The 16,902-nt window shown below is 43.8% G+C and carries 16 protein-coding genes; 12 read left to right on the forward strand and 4 right to left on the reverse strand.

Features of this window, described 5'->3' with window-relative positions:
* Positions 1-151: 151 nt before the first annotated feature.
* The 3 genes from Q9R46_RS09180 (at position 152) to Q9R46_RS09190 (ending at position 2,119) form a co-directional block, all read left to right on the forward strand.
* Entirely contained in the window at positions 152-901 is a 750-nt protein-coding gene (locus tag Q9R46_RS09180; protein ID WP_311279777.1) for a gamma-glutamyl-gamma-aminobutyrate hydrolase family protein, read from the forward strand.
* A 331-nt stretch (positions 902-1,232) separates the two neighbouring features.
* Complete coding sequence (locus Q9R46_RS09185; RefSeq protein WP_311280983.1) at positions 1,233-1,583, forward strand: DoxX family protein; 351 nt, start codon at positions 1,233-1,235, stop codon at positions 1,581-1,583.
* 110 nt (positions 1,584-1,693) lie between these two features.
* Positions 1,694-2,119 carry a MarR family winged helix-turn-helix transcriptional regulator gene (locus Q9R46_RS09190; protein ID WP_145330643.1) on the forward strand — a complete coding sequence of 142 codons (426 nt, stop codon included), beginning with the start codon at positions 1,694-1,696 and terminating at the stop codon, positions 2,117-2,119.
* 174 nt (positions 2,120-2,293) lie between these two features.
* On the opposite strand, the gene Q9R46_RS09195 is transcribed toward Q9R46_RS09190, so the two are convergent.
* Entirely contained in the window at positions 2,294-4,618 is a 2,325-nt protein-coding gene (locus tag Q9R46_RS09195) for an MMPL family transporter (protein ID WP_311279778.1), read from the reverse strand.
* An 81-nt stretch (positions 4,619-4,699) separates the two neighbouring features.
* Entirely contained in the window at positions 4,700-5,317 is a 618-nt protein-coding gene (locus tag Q9R46_RS09200) for a TetR/AcrR family transcriptional regulator (protein WP_311279779.1), read from the reverse strand.
* 1,120 nt (positions 5,318-6,437) lie between these two features.
* Between Q9R46_RS09200 and Q9R46_RS09205 the strand changes: the two genes are divergently transcribed.
* Both Q9R46_RS09205 and nspC read left to right on the forward strand, forming a co-directional pair.
* Positions 6,438-7,682 carry a saccharopine dehydrogenase family protein gene (locus Q9R46_RS09205; protein WP_311279780.1) on the forward strand — a complete coding sequence of 415 codons (1,245 nt, stop codon included), beginning with the start codon at positions 6,438-6,440 and terminating at the stop codon, positions 7,680-7,682.
* A 1-nt stretch (position 7,683) separates the two neighbouring features.
* Positions 7,684-8,811 (forward strand): carboxynorspermidine decarboxylase, encoded by a 1,128-nt coding sequence (gene nspC, locus Q9R46_RS09210; RefSeq protein WP_145412973.1) that lies wholly within the window; start codon positions 7,684-7,686, stop codon positions 8,809-8,811.
* A gap of 131 nt (positions 8,812-8,942) precedes the next feature.
* Here the strand turns inward: nspC and Q9R46_RS09215 are convergent, their stop codons facing one another.
* Positions 8,943-9,725, reverse strand: a complete 783-nt coding sequence (locus tag Q9R46_RS09215; RefSeq protein WP_311279781.1) for an SDR family NAD(P)-dependent oxidoreductase — start codon at positions 9,723-9,725, stop codon at positions 8,943-8,945.
* Positions 9,726-10,000: 275 nt separating this feature from the next.
* Between Q9R46_RS09215 and Q9R46_RS09220 the strand changes: the two genes are divergently transcribed.
* The 4 genes from Q9R46_RS09220 to Q9R46_RS09235 all read left to right on the forward strand — a co-directional run bounded on the left by Q9R46_RS09220 (position 10,001) and on the right by Q9R46_RS09235 (position 12,940).
* Complete coding sequence (locus Q9R46_RS09220) at positions 10,001-10,357, forward strand: MerR family transcriptional regulator (protein ID WP_090915862.1); 357 nt, start codon at positions 10,001-10,003, stop codon at positions 10,355-10,357.
* A 149-nt stretch (positions 10,358-10,506) separates the two neighbouring features.
* On the forward strand, positions 10,507-11,379 hold the full coding sequence (locus Q9R46_RS09225) for a YitT family protein (RefSeq protein ID WP_311279782.1): 873 nt from the start codon (positions 10,507-10,509) through the stop codon (positions 11,377-11,379).
* 106 nt (positions 11,380-11,485) lie between these two features.
* A complete protein-coding gene (locus Q9R46_RS09230) occupies positions 11,486-12,121 on the forward strand; it encodes a TetR/AcrR family transcriptional regulator (RefSeq protein WP_311279783.1) in 636 nt (211 codons plus the stop codon).
* Positions 12,122-12,151: 30 nt separating this feature from the next.
* A complete protein-coding gene (locus tag Q9R46_RS09235) occupies positions 12,152-12,940 on the forward strand; it encodes a VOC family protein (RefSeq protein ID WP_311279784.1) in 789 nt (262 codons plus the stop codon).
* A 124-nt stretch (positions 12,941-13,064) separates the two neighbouring features.
* On the opposite strand, the gene Q9R46_RS09240 is transcribed toward Q9R46_RS09235, so the two are convergent.
* Positions 13,065-13,736 carry a cyclase family protein gene (locus tag Q9R46_RS09240; RefSeq protein ID WP_311279785.1) on the reverse strand — a complete coding sequence of 224 codons (672 nt, stop codon included), beginning with the start codon at positions 13,734-13,736 and terminating at the stop codon, positions 13,065-13,067.
* A gap of 120 nt (positions 13,737-13,856) precedes the next feature.
* On the opposite strand from Q9R46_RS09240, the gene Q9R46_RS09245 reads away from it, so the two are divergent.
* The 3 genes from Q9R46_RS09245 to Q9R46_RS09255 all read left to right on the forward strand — a co-directional run bounded on the left by Q9R46_RS09245 (position 13,857) and on the right by Q9R46_RS09255 (position 16,888).
* A complete protein-coding gene (locus Q9R46_RS09245) occupies positions 13,857-14,054 on the forward strand; it encodes a hypothetical protein (RefSeq protein ID WP_145330658.1) in 198 nt (65 codons plus the stop codon).
* 222 nt (positions 14,055-14,276) lie between these two features.
* Positions 14,277-15,410, forward strand: a complete 1,134-nt coding sequence (locus Q9R46_RS09250; protein ID WP_311279786.1) for a serine hydrolase domain-containing protein — start codon at positions 14,277-14,279, stop codon at positions 15,408-15,410.
* A gap of 335 nt (positions 15,411-15,745) precedes the next feature.
* Positions 15,746-16,888: a DUF4309 domain-containing protein gene (locus tag Q9R46_RS09255; RefSeq protein WP_311279787.1), complete on the forward strand. Its 1,143-nt coding sequence runs from the start codon at positions 15,746-15,748 to the stop codon at positions 16,886-16,888.
* Positions 16,889-16,902 lie beyond the last annotated feature (14 nt).

The raw sequence follows: 16,902 nt of genomic DNA on the forward strand, positions 1-16,902 counted from the left end.
CAGAGGATGTAACAGGTAGGGAAATGCAAGGTTTTGTGCATGTAGTAAAGCGGAAACTCTGATAAAATGAAACAAACCTGAATGTAAATCCCGGTAAGACATAAACAACGAATGAGCGTTGAATCCAATATAAAACAGGAGGTGGCTTGAGATGAACAAACCGATGATAGGGGTACTGCCCTTATACGACACGGACAAAAAAAGTTACTGGATGCTTCCTGACTATATGAAGGCCATTGAAGATTCAGGAGGTATACCGGTCATGCTGCCATTAACGACAGACGAGGACATGATCACAACGCTGGCGAACGTCTTTGACGGATTCCTGTTTACCGGCGGCCATGATGTTAATCCGGAGCTTTATGATGAGCGGATAGAGAGCGTCTGTGGTGAGTTGTGTATGGAGCGGGATCGGATGGAGGTTTTTCTGTTTAAAAAAGTGATTGCAATCGGTAAACCAGCCTTTGGCATCTGCCGCGGATTACAGCTGTTTAACGTGATTTTAGGCGGAACGTTATATCAGGATATCCCGACAGATATGGATGTAGAACGGAAGATTATTCACCAGCAAAAACCTCCATACACCAATCTCGTACATTCCGTACATATTGAAAAAGATAATCTGCTTCATGATATCTTGCAGACGGATCGGATTCAGGTTAACAGCTATCACCATCAGGGCATCAAAACGTTATCCGATCAATTAGTGGCTGTTGCCATTGCGGAGGATGGATTAGTTGAATCTGTCATCATGCCGGGCAATTCGTTTGTACTCGCAGTTCAGTGGCATCCGGAGTATAGTTATGCCGTTGACGGATACAGTCGGCAGTTATTTGCAGTTTTCGTCAGAGCATGCACTTCAGCACGATTTAAGAGTCCTGTGCAGGACATTACGGCTTGATTCTAGTTCGATTGATATGAAAGGTTGAACACAAAAATCACTTTCGAGTGTAGGTTAGAGCATACACTTGAAAGTGATCTTTTTTTATTCGAGATAGCGTATGAATGGTTGCATTTTAATAAAGTTATACTCCAGGGTTGACATGAGATTAAATTTAAAACAAAATATATGCTATAGCATATAGAATGCGAATTGGATTGATGGTTGTTGTTAAACTTGAGAGCTGTCAGTGTAACTAAATAACCTTTTTCATTAGCAAAGTTACAGATCAGATACATGTTTTAGCATGTAATTGATTTGCGATCTATATGTATAACTCAAAGAAAGAAGGATAGCTATGTTCATTTTTATTACGGTTTTACAGGTTCTGTTAGGTGTCTTTTTTCTGTTCACAGGAAGCAAAATTATTTCGGGGAAGATGGCCGATGAATTCAAACGTTTTGGATTGCCCTCATTTTTCAATGTTTTGACCGGATCTTTTGAGATTGTTGGAGCTATGGGTATGCTTGCTGGCATATGGGTACCTGGCGTTGCATTTTGGGCAGGTTTGCTACTGGGGGGGACAATGCTTGCTGGAGCCTTTACTTTGATTGTTTTAGCTAAAGATCCCATACAAAAAGCCATTCCTGCCATTGTTCTGTTTGTACTCAGCTTGATTGTATCACTGTATTATTTCTTCTAAGTGCCGAATAAGGAGAAGGCGTAAACGAGTTACTTTGGCCAGAGTCATTTGTAAGAACCATTCATATCACCTATAATTGGTGTAACAAAATGATGAATGAGGGTACAACAATGGACTTATACAATGTAACTGGTTTTTTAATTCACCGGACGGATCTCAAGCTTACGAATTATTTTATCAAACAATTGAAACCTTACGAGGTCACACCTGAACAATGGAGTATTATTTCTTATATGGATTTCGATAAAGCTACGACTCAAAAAGAGTTGGCAGAGGCTATCGATCGGGATCAAACGACTGTCGTTCGAATGATCCATTCACTAGAGCGTAAAGGAATGGTTCGACGTATCGTTAATGATCAAGATAAACGTTCACACCACTTATATTTGTCTCCCAAGGGTGAAGAAATAAAACAGCGATTGTTGTTAACCGTCAAGGACGCTCATAATTATGTTACGCGAGGGATAGAGCCTGAGGAACTGGAGCAATTAAAGGCAATATTAGAGAAGCTGTACTTGAATGTGCGAGAGAATTAAGTCAATTCAAAACAGGACGTTAGAGGTATTTATAATACATACATGCTATAGCATGTGTTTGGGGGATGGTGTATGTAGAGCATAAGGTTAATATAAATACAATGTAAATGTAAATGAAAAGACCTCCTCACGAACCGAGGGGGTCTTTTGTTGAAGAACGTTATTCAAGAGCCTTTATGACTTGGAATCCGAGATGGGTTTCACTTCGTCATTTTGGGCATTGAGGGAAGCAATCAGCTTTTCACCTTCCACATCGAGATTAGGCAGGATGCGATCCAGCCACTTCGGAAGAGACCAAGCTTTATCGCCAAACATCGCCATAATGGCCGGAACCAGAGCCATGCGAATGATAAAAGCATCAATTAAAATACCTACCGCGAGTGTGAAACCGATCTGTTTAATCATGACATCATCAGTAAAGATAAAACCAGCGAATACGGAAACCATGATAACCGCAGCGGCAACAACGACACGACTAACCTGATTATAACCATGTATAACGGATTCCGTTCCACGGTGACCATGAACATAGGATTCGCGCATCGAGCTAACCAAGAATACCTGATAATCCATGGCAAGACCGTAGAGAATCCCGGTTACGATTATAGGCATGAAGCTGAGCAACGGGCCGCCTGTATCGAAACCAAAGAGGGAGTGCAACCAGCCCCATTGGAACACTGCGGTTGTCATACCGAATGTGGCTAGAATGCTAAGCAGGAAACCAATCGTTGCTTTGATCGGAACGATGATCGAACGGAACACGAGCAGCAAGATAATCAATGAAAGTAGAATGATGATACCTACATAGATCGGGAAAACCTGAGCCAGCTTGGCGGACATATCAATGTTTACGGCGGTAAGTCCGGTTACGCCAAGTTTGACGTCATAGGTCTTAGCCATATTAGAGTCTGCTGACCGCAGGTCGTTAACTAACGTCTTAGTCAATTGATCGTTAGGACCTGTCTTGGGAATCAGACTGAAAATAGCCAAATCCTCCGTCATCCCTAAAGGTGAGACTTGAGCCACGTTATTCTGACCCTGCAACTCCATAGCGAGTCCACCCATAAGCTCTGGTGTCATTTTGGCAGAGGCATTACGTGGTTCAGCTACCAGGATTAGCGGCCCGTTAAAGCCTTCCCCGAAACCTTTCGAAATGGCATCATAGCTCTGTCTTGCATCCGTATCCAGATTCGCTGAGGAAGCTCCCGGGATGCCCATTTCCATTTTTGTAATCGGAGTAGCAGCAAAACCAAGAACAAGAATAATCGCAATAACAGTTGCCCAGCGATGTTTAATGACAAATTTGACCCATCTGTTGGCCACGCCATGACTTGACGCCTCTGATGAGTTGGTAGCCTTCGCACGGGCTTTCTTCGAGCAGATTCGTTCACCAACCAGACCAAGCAAGGCTGGTAGCAGGGTTAATGCAACGAATACGTTGATCAGTACCGTGGCAGCTGCGACGAGTGCCATTGTGGACAAGAAAGTCAGTCCAATGACGAGCATACCGCAAAGGGCAATAATGACGGTTAATCCGGCAAAAAATACAGCACTGCCTGATGTACCAATTGCTCGTGCTGTAGCTTCTTGTGCACTCAGGCGTTGATCAATAATCATCCGGCGCTGACGGTTGACGATGAAAAGTGCATAGTCGATGCCGACAGCCAAACCTACCATTAGAGCCAAAACGGATGTCACACTTGGCATATCAACAAATTTGGAGATCGAGAATGCTCCCCCAACCCCAATAGCGACACCAAGAAGGGCTGTGATTAGTGGTAAGCCAGCTGCAACAACGGAACCAAGGGTAATAAGCAGTACGATTACCGCGATAACCAGTCCTACGATTTCAGCAGAACCAACCCCAATGGACACCGATTTAAGCGTTTCACCAGGCAATACCTTAATCTGTGTTCCTTGTTCAACCTTCATGACGGATTGAATAACAGAATCAAACACATCTTGCGTAATAGCAGACTGTTCAATCGTGAATTGGAACTGAAACAGTGCTGTGCTACCATCCGATGAGATTAACAATCCTGGCACGGGAACGTTGTTCACCATGAATGGTCCGTATGGAGGCGGCGAGGCTGTAGCCGACTGGGCCATGTTCATCGCTTGAGCCGCGTCCGCAGATGCCCCTGAGCTATTCGCTTGCGCAGCTGCATAGTCGACTGGATTAATCACTTTATCCAGCCCGTATACTTCGCTGACACCTTTCATAATGGCAGCTGTACGTTCAGGTGTATCCAGCCGCTCGTTGTCCGGCGCTTTGAACACAACGCTTCCTTGACCGCCGGAGGCGGCAGGCAGTTCTTTTGCAAGCTGATCCAAAACTTTCTGTGATTCTGTTCCTTCAATTTTCATTTCCGAGCTGATGTGCACGCCATTGATGCTGATCATGGAGATGACGATCCCCAGAATGATCACCCAGCCAATGATGAAATATCCGGGCTTGCGAAAAGCGGTTTTTCCTATTTTATATAATAAGGTAGACATTTCTCTTTTTTACACTCCTTCTATTATAAGTATGACAATTCTAATGGTGGATTATGATTAAAAGACGATAAAAGAAGGGGCTTAAAATCCTTTTCGCAAATGATCAAACACCGTTTCCATAAACTGCTCAAACGGGACTGCATCTGATTCTGAGCCTGCGGGAATTTGCTTACCAGGCAACAGCACATTAAGTCTTCCTTCAATCAAGGGCAACACGGTGCCATAAATCGCGCTGATCAGAAGGTATGTGTAGATTTCGTCGTTTTGGCCGTTCGACAGGTCGAGCAGGGTTTCCTGCGCCTGAGTTTGCAGTCTGTGCATCGCAGCCAAATAGTGAGGTTCAAGCACGGGATAGGTTCGGGACAAGATGACAAGTTGATGCAGTCTGCCGATTAATTCGGACGTGAGTTGCATTTTAACCAGTTCATACATAATTTCCAGCAGGGAGGCATGATCCGGAATCTCTGTAATCAGATGTTCAAGCTCGGCTGTATTTGGCACAGACAGAGCTCCAAGCGCAACAGCTTCTTCCTTGCATGTAAAGTAGTTGGCAAATGTTCTCCGCGAGCATCCGACCTGTTGCACGATATCCTCTACCGTAAAGCCGTCGAGTCCATGCTCCAGCGTCAGGTTAAAAGCAACTCCGGCAAGTGCTTTCTCCGTGGCTTCTTTTTTTAAGTGTCGCAACGTTCGTTTCATAATGTTATACCGCCTATGCGTTCACCTCCTTAAGATGGATTAAAGGATAATATCTAAGTATCTCATTTGTGAAAATAATCATAACACAATTTGCTCAATGTGCAAATTTACTCATTGTGCAAAATTTTGGCGTGAATGAATATCCAATAATAGTTTATTAATATGCACCTTATTTCAATTTTAAATTTGTACTTTATAGACACAGTGCAAGCATTGCTACTCTTTGGATTACATCCCCGTAAATGGTTTGAATTATTCTTAAATCGCTGTCTGAGAACTATATAGACAAATGGAAAAACATTTTTTCGAAAAAGTATGGCTTCATTAGGAGAATATATCGATTAAATCAATACGGAAGGATAGAGGTTAAAGTGAAAATATAAGAGTCATTGCTTTATCTATAATTACGTGAGAAGTGGACTTGAATAAATGAGGGGGCATATTTATGCAGAAACGTTTGATCTCAAGTGGAGAAAGCTAAAGATGACTTTAGAGGTTATGACGACCTGTTGATTCCTGATCTAATAAAAATAAAAAATAAATTTTAAAATATCCCTTGATTTTTCGGGAAACGTCTGATAGTGTAATACCTGTGATTTTGGAAAGTTGATTTATCAATATGAATTAGAGCTTTCCAGCAGATAATTTTTGACCACTTCTACCGAGGAGTTAAGGCCATACGGACAGCCGGGTCAAATGCCGATTGGCAACTTCTGTTGCCTTATTGATTGAGTTCAAAGCTCAAATTTTATAAGTTGGTTACTTTACAACCAGTGCATCTGCACATCAACTTGTGAAACGGTCAATAAGAGTGGTAAAGGCGAATTATTTGCTATATAGACTCTGATCCAATATTGATATACATGAAGAAGCTTTCCGCTGAAGGGGTTCTTATGGACTTTTTTGGTCAAGGAGTCTTCACGTCTTTTTTATGATGTATATCGACAAGCAAGTGTGATGGTGTGCGCAAAAGTGCGACATTTTTCACCTTGCTTTTTTTATTGTATCAGGAGCGGGTGGACGTTGCATAATGAAACAATACAACTGCGAACGTCTTGGAATTTTACGAAAAAAAACAAAAACTAAAAAATCCTAATTATGGGGATAGGAGAATGAGAAAATGGGAAAAGCACTAATCATCGGCGCCGGCGGCGTGGCTTCTGTAGCAGTACACAAATGCGTTCAAAACAGCGAGGTTTTTGAAGAAATCTGTATCGCAAGCCGTACCAAATCCAAATGTGATGATCTGAAAGCAAAATTGGACGGAGGTAAAACAAAAATTACAACAGCTCAAGTGGACGCGGACAATGTAGATGAGCTGATTGCATTGATCAACGAGTTCCAACCGGATATCGTAATGAACTTGGCACTGCCATACCAGGATCTGACGATCATGGATGCTTGCTTGGCTACGAAAACAAACTACATGGATACAGCAAACTATGAGCCGGAAGATACGGCGAAATTCGAATACAGCTGGCAATGGGATTACAAAGAGCGTTTCGAAAAAGCAGGCATCACTGCACTGCTGGGTAGCGGATTTGACCCGGGCGTAACTGGCGTATTCTCTGCATACGCATTGAAACACTATTTTGACGAAATTGAATATATCGATATTCTGGACTGCAATGGCGGCGACCATGGTTACCCATTTGCTACCAACTTTAACCCTGAGATCAACATTCGTGAAGTTTCTGCGAAAGGCAGATACTGGGAGAATGGTGAATGGATCGAAACTAAACCGATGGAAATCAAACGTGTGTACGACTTCAAAGAAGTTGGCGAAAAAGATATGTACCTGTTGTACCATGAAGAACTGGAGTCCTTGGCGAAAAACATCCCTGGCTTGAAACGCATCCGTTTCTTCATGACATTTGGTCAAAGCTATCTGACTCACCTGAAAGCTCTGGAAAACGTAGGCATGACTTCCATCGAGCCGATCGAGTTCGAAGGAAAACAAATCATTCCTTTGCAGTTCCTGAAAGCTGTACTGCCTGACCCTGCATCACTCGGACCTCGTACAGTAGGTAAAACGAACATCGGTTGTATCTTCAAAGGTAAAAAAGACGGTCAAGACAAAACATATTATGTATACAACATCTGTGACCACCAAGAGTGCTATAAAGAAGTTGGTTCCCAAGCGATCTCTTACACAACTGGTGTTCCGGCAATGATCGGTGCAGCTATGGTAATGACAGGCAAGTGGAACAAACCAGGCGTTTACAACGTGGAAGAGTTCAACCCGGATCCATTCATGGAAGAACTGAACAAATGGGGACTTCCTTGGGTAGAAGACTTCAATCCGGTTCTCGTGGATGAGCTGCCAGAAGAGTCCAAAGCCAAAGAATCGGAGCTTGTTCGCTAACATGCGGTTCGAGCAATTACCGACACCCTGTTTTGTTGTTGACGAAGCCCTTATTGAGAAAAACTTGAAAATCCTGAACGGTGTAATGCAACGTACAGGAGCGAAGATCGTACTCGCTCAGAAGGCGTTCTCTATGACGGCGATGTATCCTCTCATTGGAGAATACCTGAGCGGTGCGACTGCGAGCGGTTTGTATGAAGCGCGTCTCGGTCACGAAGAGATGGGCAAAGAGAATCATGTCTTTGCTCCGGCTTTTCGTGAGGAAGAGATGGATGAGATTGTATCGATCTGTGATCACATCATTTTTAATTCCTTTTCACAACTGGCAAAATTCAAGGATAAAGCATTGCAAGCAGGCTGTAAGGTCGGTTTGCGTGTGAATCCGGAATGCTCCACGCAGGAAGGACACGAGATCTACGATCCGTGTTCTCCAGGTTCACGTTTCGGCGCGAAGCAGGAGGATTTCCGTGCAGCGTTGCTTGAAGGGGTATCTGGACTGCACTTCCACACGCTGTGCCAGCAAAACTCGGACGATCTCGAAACAACGCTGAATGCAGTTGTTGAGAAGTTCGGACAGTGGTTGCCGCAGATGGAATGGATTAACTTCGGCGGGGGACACCATATTACCCGCGAAGATTACGACATTCCAAGACTGGAAGCTTGCATTAAACGGATGCAAGATGAGTATGGTCTGGAAGTCTATCTGGAGCCGGGAGAGGCGGTTGCTCTCAACGCAGGTTATCTGGTGACTTCCGTACTGGACTTCCACAAAAACGGCATGGATATTGCCATTCTGGACACTTCCGCAACCTGTCATATGCCAGATGTTCTGGAGATGCCGTATCGTCCGCCATTGATCGGATCAGGAGAAGCAGGGGAGAAAGCGCACTTGTATCGTCTGGGTGGCCAAACGTGTCTGTCTGGTGACGTGATAGGCGACTACTCCTTCGATGAGCCTTTGAAAGAAGGCGATCGTCTCGTATTTGAAGACATGGCCATATACTCTATGGTCAAAACCAATACGTTTAACGGCATGCCTTTGCCAGCAATAGCTGTGAAACGCAAAGATGGCGATTGCGAAGTTGTACGTGAATTCGGATATCAGGATTTCAAAATGCGCCTGGCTTGATACTTTATTATATATCCGATCAATAGAGAGATATTACAATAGAGAGCAATAATAGTGCAGTATAAGTCAAAAGGCTGTCCAAGGTCACGGAGTTCGTGTGACCAGGGGACAGCCTTTTTTGGCTACTCCTTTTATTTGTTTGAATCGACAGGTTTGGTCGCAGCTCTTGTAGCGTAGGGGAAGATCGGGTCTTTCAGTTCGAATTCATACGTGAGCCCATTCACGATACCTACGACATGTTTGCTGTCATACAGATCGAGTAAAAATCCTGCCATTTGCTCGGCTGTGTGGAACTTGGGCACGCGGCCTTCATATTGGAACTGATCCAGATCAAAGGCACGCTCGGCGAACTCGGTCTCTGTGGCCGCAGGTGCGAGTACTTTGGCTTGCATTGGAGCGCCTTTGCTCTGAAGTTCTTGTGCCAAGCCTTCGGTGAAGGCACTGACATAAAACTTGGTAGCGCAATAGGTTACCGCATCCGGAACGATGGTGTAGCCGCCTCCTGAAGAGATGTTGATGATCTGCGTGCCCGGAGTATTGGCATAATCCCGAACATACAGAGTCGAGAGAATCGTTAGTGCTTCAATGTTCAGATGAAGCATTTGCTCAATTTTGGGTAGATGCTGTTCACCGACTGAAGCAAAGTTACCAAAGCCTGCGTTGTTAATCCATGTTTCAATGGAGTAACCTTTCAAGCTGTCATAGAAAGCATGTACATCTGCGGCAATGGACAAATCCACTGTACGAACAACAACATCGAGTTCCGGGTTGATTTCGGCAATTTTATTTTTCAACGTATCCAAGGCTTCTGTTCTGCGGGCTGCTAAAATGAGATGTTTGCCTCTGGTTGCAAAAGCTAAAGCGGCTTCATATCCGATACCTGAGCTGGCGCCGGTAATAACGGTATATTTCATGTGAAATCCTCCTGAGATCTAGGGCGTGTCTTGAAACCTACTGAAGTGCATCTTTTACCCCCTTTTCGCCCCATGCTACGTCACTTCCCCTTGACGTGCCCCGGCACGCCTGCGGGAAACTTCCTTGCTTGGAACGAAAATTCGGCAAAATCTGCTTTCTTCAGCGTTTTCAGACACGCCCTATTCAATTTATATTGTGGGATGACCACGAATTGATTATACTGATTAGAGTTTACTCTAAGTCAAGCCATCTGAAAGAGGAGGTGAAAACAAGCATGCATACGATCGGAGAAGTGGCCGAGATGCTGGGCATCAGTGCACATACGTTGCGTTATTATGAGAAGGAACAAATTATAATCCCTTTGCGTGACTCCAGCGGGGACAGGCGTTACAATGAGTCCCATCTTAAATGGTTGCAGTTTGTCATCAAACTAAAAGAAACGCAAATGCCGATTGCGATTATCAAACAGTATGCTTCTTTATTTCAAGAAGGTGAGCATACGGCACCCGAACGCTTGAAGCTGTTAGAGAACCATAAAAAAGCCGTTGAAGATCAGATGAATACCCTTCATGCGGCGAATGAAATGCTTGAACTTAAAATTACGGCATATCGATCCTTCATCGGGAAATAATGTAACAGAGATTGGTTGTGATCGGCAGACTGAACTGTCGTTGCATTGTCCTTCTATTGCCAAATGTGTGATTTTTGTTATAGACTATTTTTTATGTTTGTTAAAATTTATCGTGTTTATCGTTTATTAAGTATGAAGGGGGAAATGGAATGCATCAACACAAACCACACAAGTCGAACCAGCTCAAAATCCTTTCCAAAGTGCTACTCATCATTATCGGGGGATTCATCACGGCCTATGGTCTGGAGGCCATATTGATTCCAAACCAGGTATCCGATGGTGGCGTAACCGGTCTCAGTATCGTCGGCTCTAATTTGTTCGGCTTGCCACTCGGATTATTAATTGGATTGTTGAACATACCGTTTGTATGGCTCGGTTACAAGCAGATTGGTAAAAGTTTTGCACTATACTCCGTCATTGGTATTTCATCTCTTGCGATCAGTGCCAGTCTGATGCATCATGTGCCTACGATTATTAAAGGTGATACACTGTTGGTTACGGTTGTGGGCGGTATCATCATCGGTTTTGGTATGGGTCTAGCACTGCGTAACGGCGGAGCGCTGGATGGGATTGATATGCTTGCCGTACTGTTATCTCGTAAGCTTCCGTTCGGAACGAGTGACCTGATTTTGTTCCTGAACATGTTTGTATTTATCGTTGTTTCGACCGTATTTGGTTTGCAAGGCGCTATTTTGTCAGGACTCGCTTATTTCATTGCCTCTAAAGTCATACATATCGTCGAAGAAGGTTTGAGCGGTTCGAAGACATTCAAAATTATTACGACACAACCGGAAGTCATGGTGGAAACGATTCGTGATCGACTCGGACGTGGAGCAACGTATACCGAGGCGTATGGTGGGTACTCCAATGAGCAGTTCAAGGAAATCACCTGTGTCATCAACCGGATGGAAGAGAGTAAAATCAAAGAAATTATTAACGAGATTGACCCTACAGCCTTTGTTGTTGTCTACGATGTAGCCGAAGTGAAGGGCGGCAATTTCAAGAAGAAAGACATTCACTAAGAACAAGCGTTGATAAGAGAAACCCTCTTGTCAGCGCTTTTTCTTATTTTTTGGTACTACATATAAGTCAATCAAGCGGACGAACAGGTGAAAGGAGCTGTTCAGGATGAGCACCAGCAAAGCTGAATTGACAGAACAGAGGTTGCTCGCATGCGCCAAAGCCGAATTTATGGAGAAGGGCTACGCAGCTGCTAATTTGCGCTTCATTGCGCAGCGGGCAGGAATGACCACGGGGGCAATTTACCGCTATTTTTCAAACAAAGATATCTTATTTGAAGCAGTCGTAGGCCCGGCAGCCAACCATATTCAGAGCAAGCTGGAGGAAATAGCAGGCCGCCAGTTGGAACTGTTGACCACGAAAGAATTTATAACAGATTTAACGACTTCAGAGACAGTAGCACATCAATTCGTAGACTACATTTATGAGAATTTTGACGTATTCGATTTACTATTGAATCATTCGGCAGGTTCCTCAATGGAGGGATTTATTAACTCCTTGATTGAGCTGGATATCACTTCCACGCAAGCTTATATCGACAAAATGCTTCAACTCGGCTTGTTAAAGAATAGCCTGCCGGTAAGGGTAATCGCCTTACTGGTCAAACAAAATTATAAACAGCTGCTCGAAATCGTTACATCCAAAATGACCCGAGCGGAAGCGAATGAATACATAAATTTACTTGTCCCATTCTTATGTGCAGGCTGGCGCACTATTTTAGAGAGGACCGACACGCCGCGGTAAAGATTAATAATAGAAAAGAGGCGCGTATGCATGAACAAATTTGCGATCGGACATATTTTGTTAAAAGCCAAGCAACTGAAACATATGGTTAAGAATTACGAGAAATGGGGCTTTACCGTTACGTACCGCACTGACCCCGCGACAGCACATAATGCGCTTATTTATTTCCGCGACGGCTCCTTTCTGGAGTTGTTCAATCCGAAGCCGATTAAAGCTCCGGATAAGCTTATTCTGGCTGTGCTTCAACTGATACGTCCCCTTCATCCGTCTATAATTAGCCGATATATGCATTACATCAGAAGTACAGAGGGAGTAACGGATTATGCGCTGGATTCTGTGCCCCACGAGTTGGTTGAGACAACCTTGGCGGAGATGAAACAAGCCGGGGCAACCATCGGCAAAAAAATAAATATGAGCAAGACATTGCAAGACGGGCGCAAGCAAACATGGTGGATAGCTACACCTGCAGATTTCCGCCTGCCATTTTTTATGAGCGCATACACCCCGGCGGTCCCATGTAGCGAACAAGAGCTTAGACATCGGAATGGTGCGATTGGAATACATAAACTGGTTATTGATGTACCAGATCTTGAAGAATGGGTAAGCAAGTATAAGGCGATCTTCGGTGATGCGGTCTGGTCCGACGATGGGCAGCAATGCGAGTTTGTTTTGGAAAAGCGCCATACGGTACTACTTAGGCTGGCCAAGCAGTACCGTATTTCAGAAGTTCATTTGCTAACCTCACAGCCGATTGCCACAAAGCTTCCGCTACCGTCAGGGTGGGCCGATGGAACGGCTATCTATATGAAGCAGGCTTGAAAGACAAACGTGGTCTCAAAGCCTTTGACGAAATCAGAAATTTCCCGACTGCGAGGGTACTGCGGTTCTTGAATGCCATTCATAGACTTTACCATCCTCACTCTTGGCTTTCCCTTGGCGAGCTTTAATCTTCGGTGAAAACAGTGGCAAAGCTGCTATCAACACCTTCAATGTACAGTGGTATCGCGTAAACCTTGGCTATGTGTGAGAGATCCTGATTCAGATTCAGATCTTCAATGACGAGAATGTACTTGCCATCGACCCGACCTTTACCCAAAATAATCTTGTGAAAAGCAACGGCTTCGTCTGGATTATTCGCTGCACCAGCGGATATCATATCGATACCAATGGCACGCAGAGAGTTGAAAATCATCAGGTACTGTGCTGCCGAGGCGGATAAACCCGGGTTATGGTTAGCATATCTTTCAGGATCAGATGAGCGAATTTTGCCAAAACCAGTGCGAATAAGCAACAGATCTGCACCAGCGATCTGATGTTCAAAAGGCTGTAGATCAGCTTTGGTGATCAACTCATCTTCACTTTTGGGAATATCAATCACCAACGGATGCGTAAAAATAAAATCATCAATCGCAATCTCACTGATCCTTTTTCCTTGAGGGTTAAAGTGCCATGGCGCATCAATATGTGTTCCATTATGATTAAGGCTTGAGACAATAAACTGGTTGTAAGGATCACCTTGAGCGATACTGGATTGTTGCTGTATCACGACTGGAGGATTATCTTTGTATACCGGCGTGTTCACACTCAAAGGATAAGACAAGAGAAGACGTTTCATTTTCGGCGTTAGCTCCTTTCCCGGGCATTGACTTAGATTGCCTGCATAAGCAGGGCTTCTGAATGGAAAACTTGAGTAGTGTGAAGAAATACATGACATTACAAAAAGGAGGTCAGTGTGATGACCAAGCAGGACCCGCAGGAACTTTTGAAACAGAAGCACGAACAGGACGAGCACAAAAGACAATTCACCAATTTCTCCCGCAACGTATCCGGTCACGGTGAGATGGAGGCAGGGCAGGAATTTAGTCAGGATCACGTAACGGATGACCAGAATCGGATGAAATCGGTTGAGAATAGACGATCTTATCCAAATTAGCGTGCAAATATGATATGAAGTGTATTAGCCGGTCCAGTTATGGATCGGCTTTTTGCCATTTGAATTGCAAAATCTGGCCTAACGAAATTAACATTTAATCAAACTGGTCAACAGGTTCAAAAGGTCGTATAGTAGTATATGTTAAACGGAAGAGAAGTATATTTCGCTAAGTGCTCTTGAAGGGCACAGACCAAACAATTCTACATATAAGGATGGGGAAATATGGACTTTACACCTGTTGCTTCATTAATTGATCGCTTAACCTCATGGAGAGTGCCATGGGCAGAAGTGCTGATTATGCATCAAAACGAAACCGTTTTCCAGTATCGCAATGGATTCGAAAATCTGGAGGAGAAGACGCCAATTCGCGACAACGCAATCTTTAATCTCTACTCCATGACCAAGATTATGACTTGTGTGGCTGCGTTGCAGTTGGTTGAGAAAGGAGATATCCTTTTACTTGACCCGATTTCTCAGTATTTACCCGAATTTGCAGAAATGCAGGTGAAAAAGGCACTTCCAAATGGCGAGGTATATTACGAGAAAGCGAAAAGACCAATAACAGTACGCGATCTATTTACGATGACTGCTGGTTTTTCATATGATATCCATTCGCCAAGTATCAAGGAAGCGGTGGAACGTACCCACGGTACACTGCCTACACGGGAGTTTGCGAGAGCTGTGGCGAAGGAACCGCTGATGTTTGAGCCAGGAACACACTGGAATTATAGCATGTGTCATGATGTGCTTGGTGCGCTGGTCGAGGTTGTAAGTGGCAAACGATTTGGCACATATTTGCAAGATGAGATCATTAAACCGCTCGGCATGCATGATACGACCTTTGATCTGAACGAACAGCAACAGTCTCGTTTGATTCCTCAATACCTTTTTGATGAGGAGCAAGATAAAGCGGTACGAATGGATGGCAACGGTTTCCGTGTAGGTACGGAACTGGATAGTGGCGGTGCCGGATTGTTATCCACCGTGAACGATTACGCCAAGTTCCTTAATGCACTGACCGGATTTGGCACAAGTCCTGAAGGCGTGCGAATTCTGTCCCGGGCTTCCGTCGAACTCATGAGAGCTGATCATCTGAATGACATGACACGACTAGACTTTTCATGGGATCATATGTATGGTTACGGCTATGGTCTCGGCGTTCGTACACATATCTCCAAAGCAGGCAGTGGATCACTGAGTCCGGTTGGCGAATTTGGATGGGCCGGTGCGGCAGGCTGTATGGCCATTATCGATCCGGATTCTGGACTGACGGTGATGTATGCGCAGCACCTGTTGAACAGTCAGGAGCATTATGTGCAACGCCGCTTGCGTAATGTAGTGTACTCTTGCCTATAAACCGGCTGTATATTGGGAAGTTTTAAGTACTATTATTTATTTCAAACCCTGCTGAGGAAGAACAGCAGGGTTTCTTGTTTGTTTTCTAGTGTAAGGAGTGGGCTACGTATTCCGTGTTATTTACATTTTTTAGCGGGAGAAAGTATGTTATTATAGTTTAGGCAATTGGAACTAGAGGGAGATGTTTCCTTCAGATCAAATAAAACGGAAAGGAGAGCGCGAGAGAGAGAATAATTAACTCAGATCCAATTAGAAATACCAATATAAGAAATCTAAACGTAAAAGAAATACTCAAGTTTGTAGAAATATATTAAATACATAAAGGAGCTTACATCATGACTTATATGAAACATCATACGAAATGGGCAATTCTGATGCTCTTAACTTTGGTTGCCTCTGTTCTAAGTTCTTTGTTCTTGGGTTTAAGCACGGCCGGAGCAAGTGGAGAGCAAATTGCTGCCGACCAACTCAAGCAACAAAGTAGACTTTCGTTTACATTAAGAGATGCACAGCAGACTGCATATACGGTTTATATTTTTGCTGAAGATGAGGAAGCGAGTACTTTAACCGAACTTGATAGCTGGGGAGATAATAAAGCAGGAGATGTAACTTACACAGGATCATATCGTGCAGCACTTCTCAAATCGGGAGAAGCATTCGGCACGGTGCAGCATGTTAATTTGGAACTGGATACCATTATTTTACGTCAAAATTGGAATTTTGTTGTGAACAGTAAGGAGTCTGGTATCCCGGATCTGTTAATGATCACGGAGTGGGGCTCATCGAATGTGAATATGATTAAAACGTTTGTGATTCAATCCGGTGAGTTGAAGCGCGTGAGTTATGTGCTTAATGATGGCAAAACCGGTGGGGACTCTACTGTTGCTATGAGGGATCAGGGAATTCGGTCTTTGTCAGATGGTCGGGTACAATTCAGGTATTATAATAATGTACAGGGTATCTACGAATTCAATACCTTTAAAATGAATGCAAACCAATTACAGATGCGTCTCGATGATACTCGAAATCAAAAGATTGCAGCTTGGCCTAATTCGGGTGTTGGGGATCGTGCTTACTTGAAGGGTCTCAAGGATGCTGCTTCCAAGGGTCAGCTTCCAGGAAGAACGGATATTAAAACAGGTGTGACTCTGCAAACCGTTCAAAAGAAGCTTGGTAAACCTAAATCCAAGTCTAATGGGGAGTGGGGTGCTATTTACAAATATGCAAACTTTGGTATCGGATTTGGTTCCTATCTGCATGAATTGAAGAGCAAATCTCGCGTATCCAACATCGAACTTTATAATGAAAAGCAATATCTTTCACCTTATAACATTAAGTTGTGGCTTGGAAAACCGTCTTCGGAATATTACAATGAAGCCGTTGGCGGATACGAAATGATATATAAATGGGGTAAACATGGTATTATGTTCAATTATGAAGAAGAAGAAGACTTGATTGATTACACTGTAATTTACTAATCTAGTATTGTTTA

It is taken from the genome of Paenibacillus sp. RRE4 (genome assembly GCF_031844205.1).
GTDB classification, from domain to species: domain Bacteria; phylum Bacillota; class Bacilli; order Paenibacillales; family Paenibacillaceae; genus Paenibacillus; species Paenibacillus xylanexedens_B.